The following is an 11853-nucleotide window of genomic DNA, read 5'->3' on the forward strand; positions in this document are numbered from 1 at the left end:
CTGGAGGTGGATCGGCGCGCCATCGAAGTTCACCCCCGGCAAGGGAGTTGAGTGCGCCCCTTCGTGTGTACGGCTGTCCCATAGGTGGTGAGGTTCACACAATCGCCCGAATCGGAACTGTTCGTTACGCTCGGAAGTCTGTCCTGTCTGTCAGAAGGAATGAAAGGGCTACACAGAGGCTGGAGATGGACGACAAAGGCGAAAGCGAGGCAAAACCGAAGAACAAGCGTCTGGAGCTGAGCGTCGCGCAGGTAGCCGGCAGCGCCCTCGCGGCGTGCGTCGCCGCGCTGCTCGCGGGCAAGCTCGGTGTATACGGGACGATTATCGGTGCCGGTGTCGTCAGCGTGGTCGCCACCACCGGTGGCACGATCTTCCAGCACTTGTTCAAGCGAACCGGCGAGAAAATCACCGAGGCGACGGTCCAGGCGGCGAAGCCGAGGCTGCGCCAGGTCCCCCTGCGGCACGCGGACCGGGCCATCAGGAACGCGACCGACCGAGCGGACGGCGAAGGGCGAAACGGCAGGTCCGAGGGCGACGCGGACGCGACGACCGTCATGCCGGCGGCCGGCGGGGGCCGGCCCGGGATGCCGGATCCGGACCGTACGCGGCTGCTCCGGCAGGTCGAGGCGACCCAGATGCTGCCGGAGGTCGACGCGACGCAGGCGCTGTACCAAGCGGGCCCCACGGCGGAAGCCGGGGCGTACGCGGGGGCGCACTCCGGCGCGGGCTCCGAACCGCACAACGATCAGCATGGCGACACGCGCGACGGCCCGTACGGCGGCTCGTCCAAGGGCGCTTTCAACGACGCGTTCAGTGACGGCACGACCCACGGCACCCGGCTGCGCGGCTGGAAGCGTCCGCTGCTGGCCGCCGGCGCCGTCTTCGTCCTGGCCATGGGCACGGTGACGGCCGTCGAGCTGATCCAGGGCTCCAGTGCGGACGGAGGCGGCGGGACCACGGTCGGCCAGATCTTCCAGCCGCAGAAGTCGGAGAAGAAGCACGACCAGGGGCCCTCGCACACGCCCGGCCCCGGCCACTCGCAGGGCGGCGGCCAGGAGAGCGGAACCGACGGATCGTCCCCCTCCCCCGACCCCTCCCGGCAGGGCGGCGGTACGGACCACTCGTCGCCGGACCCGCGGACCTCGCCGTCCTCCGGCGGCTCCACGCCGACACCGAAGCCGACGCCGCCGAACGAGCCCAGCGGGACGCCGGACAGCGGCAAGGGCGACGACGGCAAGGGCGACACCACCAACGGTGGCGCGGGCACCGGCGGCGGTCAGCCGTCGCAGTCGCCGCAGCCGCCCCAGGGGCAGCAGAACGCCGCGGCCGGCGCTGGCTCAGGGTCCTAGGACCCGGCGCAGGTAGTCGTTGCCGAAGACGCGCTGCGGGTCCAGCCGGTCCCGCAGCGCGCCGAACTCCGCGAACCGCGGATAGGCACCGGCCAGATACGCGGCGTCACGGCTGTGCAGCTTCCCCCAGTGCGGCCGTCCGCCGTGGGCCGTCATGATCTGCTCGGCGGCGGTGAAGTAGGCCCGGTACGGGGTGCCCCGGTACATGTGGACGGCCAGATAGGCGGTGTCCCGCCCGTAGGCGGTGGACAGCGGTACGTCGTCGGCCGGGGCGGTCCGCACCTCCACCGGGAAGCCGATCCGCAGCCCCGTGCGCTCGATCATCGCCCGTAATTCGCGCAGCGCCGCCACGGCGGCCTCGCGCGGCAGCGCGTACTCCATCTCCAGGAAGCGGACCCGGCGCGGGCTGGTGAAGACCTTGTAGGCGACATCGGTGTACGTACGGGCGGAGAGGGCCCGGCCGGCGACCTTGGCGATGCCGGGGACGGCGGCGGGGACGGCCCGGCCCACCGTGCACACGGCCTGGAAGAGCCCGTTGGCCAGCAGCTCGTCCTCGACCCAGCCGGCGACGCGACCGGGCGGCGCCGCGGGTCCCGCACTGCGGTTGTTGCGCTTGGTGGTGCAGCTGTCGGTGTGCGGGAACCAATAGAACTCGAAGTGCTCGTTCTCGGCGACCAGCTGATCGAACTCGGCCGTCACCCGGTCGAAGGGCATGGGTTCCTCACGCGCCCTGAGCAGGAATTCCGGCTCCACCGCGAAGGTGATCGCGGTGATCACACCCAGGGCGCCGAGCCCCAGCCGGGCCGCGGCGAAGACGTCCGGGTTCTCGCTCGCGGAGCAGGTGAGCCGCGAGCCGTCGGCCGTCACCAGCTCCAGGCCGGTGATCTGGGCGGCCAGCGAGGCCGAGTCGCGGCCGGTGCCGTGGGTGCCGGTGCTGACCGCCCCGGAGACCGTCTGTTCCATGATGTCGCCCATGTTGGCCAGCGACAGGCCGTGAGCGGACAGTGTCTCGTTCAGCCGCCTGAGGGGCGTGCCCGCGGCGACCGTCACGGTCCCCGCCGCGCGGTCGACGGCGTGGACGCCGGTGAGCCGCTCGGGGCGGATCAGCAACCCGTCCGTGGCCGCGGCGGCGGTGAAGGAGTGACCGGTGCCGACCGCCTTCACCCGCAGGCCTTCGGCGGCCGCCCTGGCGACCAGGGCGGCCAGCTCCTCGGCCGAGGCCGGGGCCGCGGTCCGTTCCGGCCGGACGGTGACGTTCCCCGCCCAGTTACGCCACGCGCTGCTGCTCGTTCCCGTCGTCCGCTCCGTCATCCGCGACAGCCCCTCCCCTTGCCTGCGGCATGGGTGCCCCCACCCGCTGCGGCGCCGGCCGGAGCCGGCGGTACCCGAGGAACGCGACCGCCGCCGCGAGCACCCCCGACACGCCGGCCACCGTGTACCCCGCCCCGGCGCCCGCGGCGTCGACCACCCAGCCGGCGGCCGACGACCCGAGCGCCACTCCGACCGCGAGCCCGGTGCTCGTCCAGGTCATGCCCTCGGTCAGCTTCGCGCGCGGTACATGCTGTTCGACGAGGGCCATCGTGGTGACCATCGTCGGTGCGATGGACAGGCCCGCGACAAAGAGCGCCACGGCCAAGAACGGCAGGTTCCCGACCAGTTGGAGGGGGATCATACTCACGGCCATCGCACACACGCCCAGCAGCCAGCGGCGGGCCGGGTCGCCCTTCAGATGCAGCAGGCCGAAGACCGCGCCCGCCAGGCAGGAGCCCAGCGCGTACACCGCGAGCACCAGGCTCGCCGCGGCCTTGTGGCCCTCCTCCTCGGCGAACGCCACCGTCACCACGTCCACCGCGCCGAAGATGGCGCCCGTGGCGACGAAGGTCGCCACCAGCACCTGCAGCCCCCGCGAGCGCAGCGCGGAGCCGTCGCCGTGGTGGTCGCGGGGGTGCGGCTCGGGTTCGGTGGCGCGCAGCGAGGTCAGCCAGAAGACCCCGACGGCCAGGAAGCAGCCGGCCAGCAGCGGGCCCGCCTCCGGGAACCACGCCGTGGACAGACCGATCGACAGGATCGGCCCGAAGACGAAGCACGCCTCGTCGACGACGGACTCGAAGGAGTAGGCGGTGTGCAGCTCCCGCGGCGAGCCCCGGTAGATCGCGGCCCATCGGGCCCGCACCATCGAGCCCACGCTCGGCACGCAGCCGCCACAGGCCGAGAAGAGGAACAGCGTCCAGTCCGGCCACTCCTGCTGCGCGCTGATCAGCAGCCCCGCGACCGCGGCGAGCGCCACCAGCGTCGCCGGGCGCAGCACCCGGCGCTGCCCGTGCCGGTCGACGAGGCGGGATATCTGCGGGCCGAGCACGGCGGCCGACAGCGCGAGCGTCGCCGAGAGCGCGCCCGCCAGCCCGTACCGGCCGGTGAGCTGGGAGACCATCGTGACGATGCCGATGCCCATCATCGACAGCGGCATCCGGCCGAAGAAGCCGGCGGTGGAGAAGCCCTTGGCGCCGGGGGCGGCGAATATCGCGCGGTAGGGACTGGGCAAGGGTGACTCCGCGAGAGATGACGGCCAGGGGGCGACGGGGGAGGGGCGCGCTGGGCGTAAGGGATGTAAGTGGCCGATACAGCTTACGCCGTACAACAGTACGACGCACGGCATTTCCTGCCTGTCAGTGCCGGGTGGCAGGATCGGACGCATGTCGGATCAGAGCGCTGCTGCCCCGTGTTCCCCTTACGACGCCCTGCTGCTGCTGTCCTTCGGCGGACCCGAGGGCCCGGAGGACGTCGTGCCGTTCCTGGAGAACGTGACCCGTGGCCGGGGCATCCCCCGCGAGCGGCTCAAGGAGGTCGGGCAGCACTATTTCCTCTTCGACGGCGTCAGCCCGATCAACGCCCAGAACCGTGAGCTGCTCGACGCACTGCGCAAGGACTTCGCCGACCATGGCCTGGACCTGCCGGTCTACTGGGGCAACCGCAACTGGGCGCCGTATCTGACCGACACCCTGCGCCGGCTGACCGAGGACGGCCACCGCCGCGTCCTGACGCTGGCCACCAGCGCGTACGCCTCCTACTCCGGCTGCCGGCAGTACCGCGAGAACCTCGCGGACGCCCTCGCCGCCCTGGAGGCCGAGGGCCTGACGCCGCCGCGCGTCGACAAACTGCGTCACTACTTCAACCACCCCGGCTTCGTCCGCCCCATGGTCGACGCGACGCTGGCGGCGCTCGCCGAGCTGCCCGAGGGCGTCCGGGAGCGGGCGCATCTCGCCTTCACCACGCACTCCATCCCGACCGCCGCCGCCGACACCTCCGGTCCGGTGGCCGGGCACGGTGACGGCGGCGCGTACGTCGCCCAGCACCTCGACGTCGCCCACCTGATCGCCGAGGCGGTCCGCGAGGAGACCGGCGTCGACCACCCCTGGCAGCTCGTCTACCAGTCGCGCAGCGGCGCCCCGCACATCCCCTGGCTCGAGCCCGACATCTGCGACCACCTGGAGAGCGCGCACGGCGCCGGTGTCCCCGGCGTCGTCATGATCCCGATCGGCTTCGTCTCGGACCACATGGAGGTCAAGTACGACCTCGACACCGAGGCCACCGCCAAGGCCGCCGACCTCGGGCTGCCGGTCGCCCGCGCCGCCACCGTGGGCGCCGACCCGCGCTTCGCCGCCGCCGTCCGTGACCTGGTGCTGGAGCGCGCGGCCACCGAGCGCGGCCGCTCGCCCGAGCGCTGCGCGCTGGGCGCCCTCGGCCCGAGCCACGACCTGTGCCCCATCGGCTGCTGCCCGGCCCGCGCCCCGCGCCCCGCCGCGGCGGGTGCCGACAGTCCCTGACCGCAATCAGCAGTCCCGTTCCGCGCAGGTCCCGCACACAGCGGAAAGACGCACCGAGGAGCACCGTGAACGACGTGTCCGACGCCCCCCTGAAGGCCGAACTCCTGGCCGTGGCCCTGGAGGCCGCGGAGTGCGCCGCCGCGCTGCTGCGCGACGGCCGCCCGGCCGATCTCGGGGTGGCCGCGACCAAGACCAGCTCCATCGACGTCGTCACCGAGATGGACATCGCCTCCGAGAAGCTGATCACCGGCTTCCTCGCGGACCGGCGCCCGTACGACGGGGTGCTGGGCGAGGAGGGGGCCAGCAGCGAGGGCACCAGTGGGGTGCGCTGGGTCATCGACCCGCTCGACGGCACGGTCAACTATCTGTACGGCCTGCCGTCGTGGGCCGTCTCCATCGCCGCCGAGATCGACGGCGAGGCGGCCGTCGGCGTCGTCGCCGCCCCGATGCGCGGCGAGACGTACCGGGCGGTGCTCGGCGAGGGAGCCTTCGCCGGCGACCGCCGCCTGCGGGTGCGTCCCGCGCCGGCCCCCGACCAGGCACTGATCGGCACCGGCTTCGGCTATCTCACGGCCCGCCGGGCCGCCCAGGCGGAGGTGCTGCGGTCCCTTCTGCCGGAGGTCCGCGACATCCGGCGCGGGGGATCGGCGGCGATCGACCTGTGCGACGTGGCCTGCGGCCGGCTGGACGGGTACTACGAGCGCGGGCTCAACCCCTGGGACTACGCGGCGGGGGCCCTCATCGCCCGCGAGGCGGGCGCGCTGACGGGCGGCCGCCCCGGCGACCCGGTCTCCACGGAACTGACCGTGGCGGCCCCCCAGGGCCTCTTCGAGCCGCTCCAGGCCCGCCTGGAGGCGCTGGGCGCCTGGCACGACTAGCCCTCCGGGCGGGAAGCCGGACACGGCCCGGACCGTCGGCTGTCCGCCGGTCCACTCCGGGCGCGGCCGGAGACACGGAGCGGAACGCGCGACGGATACGACGAACGCCCCGCCGCCATACAGGGCAGCGGGGCGCTCGGCCGTGGGGATCAGCCCGAAGGGCTCACGCGGCGGTGACCTGGACGCCGTGCTCGGCGGCCAGGCGGTGCAGGTCGTCCAGCTCGGCCTGCTCGACCTCGGCGAGGAACTCGTCGCCGGTCCGGCGGGCCTGGTCGAGGTCGGTCCGGGTGTTCTCTATGCGCTGCAGGATGCCAGCGGTGAACGCGTCCATGGTGCGGCGCCCTCTCGTCGTGGGTCGATGGCACGGGGGTGTGCCGACGGCGAAACGATCACGTGCGGTGTGCCCTGCGGGTGGCGGCCGGTCGTGACGTGGCGCCACAAAGCGTGATCGCGGGTGTGCAGACGTCTTCCCCAACGCGATCCGAGCGGAAACCTGTGACCTTCAAGGAATCCGGAATCCCCCTCGTTCCGGCCGTCCGGGCCCCCCTTACGGCCGGTTTATCGACGTTCGAGGCAGGATGGACGCACCCGTCAGGGGACTCACACCTGCCCACAGGGCCCAAGGAAAGGAACAGCGCCGTGCGCGTACTCGTCGTCGAGGACGAGCAGCTGCTCGCCGATGCCGTCGCCACCGGACTGCGCCGGGAGGCCATGGCCGTCGACGTCGTGTACGACGGAGCCGCCGCTCTGGAGCGCATCGCCGTCAACGACTACGACGTCATCGTGCTCGACCGGGACCTCCCGCTCGTCCACGGCGACGACGTCTGCCGCAAGGTCGTCGAGCTCGGCATGCCCACCCGCGTCCTGATGCTCACCGCCTCCGGCGACGTCAGCGACCGCGTGGAGGGCCTGGAGATCGGCGCGGACGACTATCTGCCCAAGCCCTTCGCCTTCAGCGAGCTGACCGCGCGCGTACGGGCGCTGGGCCGCCGCACCACCGTGGCCCTGCCGCCCGTGCTGGAGCGCGCCGGCATCAAGCTGGACCCCAACCGCCGTGAGGTCTTCCGCGAGGGCCGGGAGGTGCAGCTGGCGCCGAAGGAGTTCGCGGTGCTGGAGGTGCTCATGCGCAGCGAGGGCGCGGTCGTCTCGGCCGAGCAGCTCCTCGAGAAGGCCTGGGACGAGAACACCGACCCGTTCACCAATGTCGTCCGCGTCACGGTCATGACGCTCCGCCGCAAGCTCGGCGAGCCCGCCGTGATCGTCACCGTGCCCGGCTCCGGATACCGGATCTGACGCCCTATGCCCTCTCCTGCCACCCCCGCACCACCGGCGACCCCTCCCACGCCGCCGAAGCCCACCTGGGACCCCCGCCAGCCGGTCGTCCGGCCGTTCCCCTGGCTGCGCCCCACCATCCGGATAAGGCTCACTCTGCTCTACGGCGGGATGTTCCTGATGGCCGGTGTCCTGCTGCTGACGATCATCTATCTGCTGGCTGCCAACGCGCTGAGCACCGGCAGTGAGCCGCTGATCGAGCTGGTCAACGGCAGCCAGGTGAAGGTCACAGGCGACGCCTGCCCCGGTCTGAAGGCCCCCGGCCTCACCCCCAGCCAGGCCAACGACATCCTCAGCACCTGCATGAGCCACCAGCGCCAGGGGGCCCTGGAAGGCCTGCTGCGCCGTTCCCTGCTCGCCCTCCTCGGCCTCGCCGTCATCGCCTTCGCCTTCGGCTACGCCATGGCCGGCCGGGTCCTCTCGCCGCTCGGCAAGATGACCCGCACCGCCCGTCGCGTCGCGGGGACGGACCTCTCCCGGCGCATCGAACTGGGTGGGCCGGACGACGAGTTGAAGGAGCTCTCGGACACCTTCGACGAGATGCTGGACCGGCTGGAGCGGGCCTTCACCGCGCAGCAGCGGTTCGTGGCCAACGCCTCGCACGAGCTGCGCACCCCGCTGGCGATCAACCGGACGCTGCTGGAGGTCCATCTCTCCGACCCCGGCGCCTCGCCCGAGCTGCAGCAGCTCGGCAAGACGCTGCTCGCCACCAACGAGCGCAGCGAGCAGCTCGTGGAGGGCCTGCTGCTGCTCGCCCGCAGCGACAACGAGATCGTGGACCGCAAGCCCGTGGATCTCGCCGAGGTGGCCTCCCAGGCCCTCGACCAGGCCCGTGCCGAGGCGCAGGGCAAGGGCGTGGAGCTGCGGGGGAGCCGGGAGCCCGCGGTCGTGCAGGGCAACGGCGTGCTCCTGGAGCGGATCGCGCTGAACCTCGTGCAGAACGCCGTGCGCTACAACACCCCGGACGGCTGGGTCGAGGTCACCACGAAGTCCCTGCCGGGCCAGGCGCTGCTGGTCGTGGAGAACACCGGGCCGATCGTGCCGGCGTACGAGCTGGACAACATCTTCGAGCCGTTCCGGCGCCTCCGCACCGAGCGCACGGGCAGCGACAAGGGTGTGGGCCTCGGTCTGTCGATCGTGCGCTCGGTGGCCCGGGCGCACGGCGGGCGGATCACGGCCGAACCCAGAGAGGGAGGCGGGTTGATCATGAGGGTTGTCCTGCCGACCTGAGAACTCTGCGAGAATAGGGCGGCCGAAGGTTCGCTTTGGGCGGAATTTTCACGTTCCGGCCAACGCTGTGGGTATGTGTGATCGATCACATGCGCAAACTTCCGGCCATCTACTCTCCGTGATCGATCAGGCTGCCGGAACGCCGGAAAAATGGGGGTTTCCGGGGGTCCTGATCACGGGAAGTACAGGTGATGGCGCATCCGCATGCGTCGTCCGGACCGTGTACGGTCCCGTTCGCCATCCATCCCCATCACCTCTTCAGGTGTGCGGTTGGGTGTCGATTGAGTAACAGACCTTGATGTGAGGCAAAATCTCCGCCTCAGGTCGGGCACAAGTCCGGCCTCTCACGCGTTACGTGCGCTGGAGACACCGCAGACACCCAGAGGGGGAGAGCGACATGGCAACGGACTACGACACCCCACGCAAGACCGACGATGACGTCAACGAGGACAGCATCGAGGAACTCAAGTCCCGGCGGAACGACAAGTCCGCGTCGACGGTCGACGTCGACGAGTTCGAGTCCGCCGAGGGCATGGAGCTGCCCGGCGCGGACCTTTCCAATGAGGAACTGTCCGTCCGGGTCCTGCCCCGGCAGGCCGATGAGTTCACGTGCATGAGCTGCTTCCTCGTGCACCACCGCAGTCAGCTGGCCCGCGAGAAGGACGGCCAGCCGATCTGCCGCGACTGCGACTGAGGATCGGGTCTGCCATGGCAGGCTCGACCCCGTTTTGGAAGCGACGCTCCCGGCAGCCCGAATTGACCAACGGGCCGGCCGAGGGCGTCGCGCGGCAGGACGCGGCCGCACCGGGTGAAGCCGGTGCAGTCGGTGCAGCGGTCGACGCGAGCGTGGAGCGGGGCCGCACGGCCTCGCTCGCGGCCGCGGTCGGCCGTGGGGCCAAGAAGGGCGGCCGGGGGGCGAGGGCGGGTCTGACCGCCGTCGCCGAACGGATCATCGCGAACGCCCCGCGCATCCCGGTGCGCGACCTCGCGACCCTCCGCGAGCAGTTCCCGGGCCTCGGCCCGGAGCAGCTCGCCGACAAACTGGTGGCCGGTGCCGCGAACGGCACGTCCACCGTGGGCGCCGGCGTCGGCGCGGCGGCGATGCTGCCGGTGCCGCCCGCCATGCCCGCCGAGCTGGCGACCGAGATCGTCGGCGTCGCCGCCGTGGAGTTCAAGCTCATCGCCGAGCTCCACGAGGTCTACGGCGTCCGGGCGCCGGGCACCACGCGCCAGCGGGCGACGGCCTATCTGGCCGCCTGGGCCGAGGAGCGCGGCATCGACGTGACCTCACCTACGACCCTCAACGCCGCCCTCGGCGGCCAGCTGCGGCGCGAGCTGCGCCAGCAGGTCCTCAAGCGCACGTTCCGCAATCTGCCGAACCTCACGCCCTTCATGATCGGCGCGGCCGTCGGCGCGGCGATGAACCGCCGTGACACCAAGAAGCTCGCCCAGAAGGTACGCAAGGACCTGCGGACCAAGCAGGTGCCCTGGGACGCGCTGCCCGACGCCGGGCGGACCGGTCTGCCGCCTGCCCAGGAGCATCCCGGGGCGGGGTGACCCTCCCGGGCCGTCGAGCCGCCCTCCGCCCGCCAGCCGGGCCCCTGGGGCCCTTCCGGGGCGGTCGTGGGACCGTCCCGGCCGGCCCGGCGGGGCCCTCAGGCCCGAACGGCGGTGAGGGCGGCGGCCAGACGCTCGGGGGAGCGGGTGGAGAGATAGACGTACGGGGTGGGGTCGGCCGGGTCGACGACCTCGATCCGCACCGCGGTGCGGACGTAACCGCGCAGCAGCATGAAGGCGCGGGGGTCGGCCTTGTGCGTCCGCCAGGCGCGGGCCTCCTCCGCGTCCAGCACCTCCGGCTCCCCCAGCGCCTCGACGGGGATCCGCGCGTCGCCCGCGATCAGCGAGCCGCCGACCACCCGGATCCGCGCCGACCCGTAGGAGCTGACCGCGACGGTCGCCAGGGCGCCGCCGCCGACCAGGCCGCACAGCAGCGGCAGCTTGCCCAGCGGCAGCAGGATCAGCCCCATGGCGATCCCGACGAGAACCGCGATGAACCACCAGGAACGGGGCGCGGTCAGGCGTTCTTCGTAAGGCTGCATAAGCCCAAGCTTGGCACGGCCGGGACCGGGTGCCCCCGGCGCGGGTAAGGTCAGCCCCTGTGAGTGGAAGAACGACAGCGCTGACGCCCCCGGACGACGCCGGGCCGCCGGTGCGGCACCCCGATGCCCCCGCGCCCGGAGAGACCATCGGGTCGCACTACGAGTACTGCTTCGGCTGCGGCCCCGCGGTGCCGCACGGCCTGCACCTCGAGACGCGGGCCGGCGAGGGCGTGCGGGTCACGGCCGAGTTCCGGGTCAAGGAGGCCCACCAGGGCGCACCCGGTCTCGCGCACGGCGGAGTGCTGGCCACGGCGCTGGACGAGACGCTGGGCGCGCTGGGCTGGCTGCTGCGGGTGATCGCGGTGACCGGCCGCCTGGAGACGGACTTCGTCCGTCCCGTCCCCGTGGGCACCGTGCTGTATCTGGACGCCGAGGTGCTCGCGGTGCACGGCCGCAAGATCTACTGCACGGCCACCGGCCGGATCGGCGGCCCCGAGGGGCCCGTCGCGGTCCGCGCGGACGCGATGTTCGTCGAGGTCAAGATCGACCACTTCATCGAGAACGGCCGCCCGGCCGAGATCAAGGCCGCTCTGGCCGACCCCGACCAGGTGAAGGTCGCGCGAGCTTTCGAGGTGAACCCGTGATGCGCAGTCCCCTTGACGTGTTGATCCGCCGAGTGGACCCGGAGGTGCCGATTCCCGCGTACGGCCACCCCGGCGACGCCGGCTGTGATCTCGTCACCACCGAGGCCGCGGTGCTGGCCCCTGGCGAGCGGATGACGCTCCCCACCGGGGTTTCCATCGCACTGCCGGACGGGTACGCCGCCTTCGTGCACCCGCGTTCGGGACTCGCTGCCCGGTGCGGGGTCTCCATGGTCAATGCCCCGGGGACCATCGATGCCGGGTACCGTGGAGAGATCAAGGTGATTGTGGTCAATCTGGACCCGCGCGAGAGCGTGCGGTTCGAGCGGTTCGACCGCATCGCCCAATTGGTTGTCCAGCAGGTCGAGAAGGTCCGCTTCCACGAGGTGGCGGAGCTTCCCGGCTCGGCGCGGGCCGAAGGGGGCTTCGGGTCCACCGGTGGCCACGCTGCCGTGGGGAATGGATTCGCTTCGGTCGCCCGCGACCGGGAAGGACAGTGA

13 protein-coding genes are annotated in these 11853 nt (G+C 72.0%); 9 read left to right on the top strand and 4 right to left on the bottom strand.

The features are described from left to right. Nucleotides 1–185 precede the first annotated feature (185 nt). Nucleotides 186–1349: a hypothetical protein gene (locus AB8O64_RS26965; RefSeq protein WP_370421814.1), complete on the top strand. Its 1164-nt coding sequence runs from the start codon at nt 186–188 to the stop codon at nt 1347–1349. Here AB8O64_RS26965 and AB8O64_RS26970 read toward each other — a convergent pair. Then, nucleotides 1338–2660, bottom strand: a complete 1323-nt coding sequence (locus tag AB8O64_RS26970; protein ID WP_370421815.1) for a D-arabinono-1,4-lactone oxidase — start codon at nt 2658–2660, stop codon at nt 1338–1340. The two genes, AB8O64_RS26965 and AB8O64_RS26970, sit on opposite strands and share 12 nt — an antisense overlap. Continuing rightward, nucleotides 2617–3891 (bottom strand): MFS transporter, encoded by a 1275-nt coding sequence (locus AB8O64_RS26975; RefSeq protein WP_370421817.1) that lies wholly within the window; start codon nt 3889–3891, stop codon nt 2617–2619. Before AB8O64_RS26975 ends, AB8O64_RS26970 begins: the two co-directional genes overlap by 44 nt. Nucleotides 3892–4042: 151 nt before the next feature. Here AB8O64_RS26975 and AB8O64_RS26980 point away from each other — a divergent pair, with 151 nt between their 5' ends. After that, nucleotides 4043–5173 (top strand): ferrochelatase, encoded by a 1131-nt coding sequence (locus tag AB8O64_RS26980; protein WP_370421818.1) that lies wholly within the window; start codon nt 4043–4045, stop codon nt 5171–5173. Between the two features lie 65 nt (nt 5174–5238). After that, a complete protein-coding gene (locus AB8O64_RS26985) occupies nt 5239–6051 on the top strand; it encodes an inositol monophosphatase family protein (RefSeq protein WP_370421820.1) in 813 nt (270 codons plus the stop codon). A gap of 163 nt (nt 6052–6214) precedes the next feature. On the opposite strand, the gene AB8O64_RS26990 is transcribed toward AB8O64_RS26985, so the two are convergent. Beyond that, entirely contained in the window at nt 6215–6382 is a 168-nt protein-coding gene (locus AB8O64_RS26990) for a hypothetical protein (RefSeq protein WP_356453722.1), read from the bottom strand. Between the two features lie 308 nt (nt 6383–6690). Between AB8O64_RS26990 and AB8O64_RS26995 the strand changes: the two genes are divergently transcribed. The 4 genes from AB8O64_RS26995 (at nt 6691) to AB8O64_RS27010 (ending at nt 10170) form a co-directional block, all read left to right on the top strand. Then, nucleotides 6691–7344, top strand: coding sequence for a response regulator transcription factor (locus AB8O64_RS26995; RefSeq protein WP_130881783.1), 654 nt, complete (start codon nt 6691–6693; stop codon nt 7342–7344). A gap of 6 nt (nt 7345–7350) precedes the next feature. Further along, complete coding sequence (locus AB8O64_RS27000) at nt 7351–8613, top strand: sensor histidine kinase (RefSeq protein ID WP_370421822.1); 1263 nt, start codon at nt 7351–7353, stop codon at nt 8611–8613. Between the two features lie 397 nt (nt 8614–9010). Further along, nucleotides 9011–9307 (top strand): DUF4193 domain-containing protein, encoded by a 297-nt coding sequence (locus tag AB8O64_RS27005; protein ID WP_130881781.1) that lies wholly within the window; start codon nt 9011–9013, stop codon nt 9305–9307. 14 nt (nt 9308–9321) lie between these two features. Then, nucleotides 9322–10170: a hypothetical protein gene (locus tag AB8O64_RS27010; RefSeq protein WP_370421824.1), complete on the top strand. Its 849-nt coding sequence runs from the start codon at nt 9322–9324 to the stop codon at nt 10168–10170. A gap of 98 nt (nt 10171–10268) precedes the next feature. On the opposite strand, the gene AB8O64_RS27015 is transcribed toward AB8O64_RS27010, so the two are convergent. Continuing rightward, a complete protein-coding gene (locus AB8O64_RS27015) occupies nt 10269–10712 on the bottom strand; it encodes a DUF3093 domain-containing protein (RefSeq protein ID WP_370421825.1) in 444 nt (147 codons plus the stop codon). Nucleotides 10713–10771: 59 nt separating this feature from the next. Between AB8O64_RS27015 and AB8O64_RS27020 the strand changes: the two genes are divergently transcribed. After that, nucleotides 10772–11356, top strand: coding sequence for a PaaI family thioesterase (locus tag AB8O64_RS27020; RefSeq protein WP_370421827.1), 585 nt, complete (start codon nt 10772–10774; stop codon nt 11354–11356). Continuing rightward, nucleotides 11356–11853, top strand: coding sequence for a dUTP diphosphatase (dut, locus tag AB8O64_RS27025; RefSeq protein WP_130881778.1), 498 nt, complete (start codon nt 11356–11358; stop codon nt 11851–11853). Before AB8O64_RS27020 ends, dut begins: the two co-directional genes overlap by 1 nt.

It is taken from the genome of Streptomyces sp. QH1-20, from assembly GCF_041283565.1.
GTDB lineage: Bacteria > Actinomycetota > Actinomycetes > Streptomycetales > Streptomycetaceae > Streptomyces > Streptomyces syringius.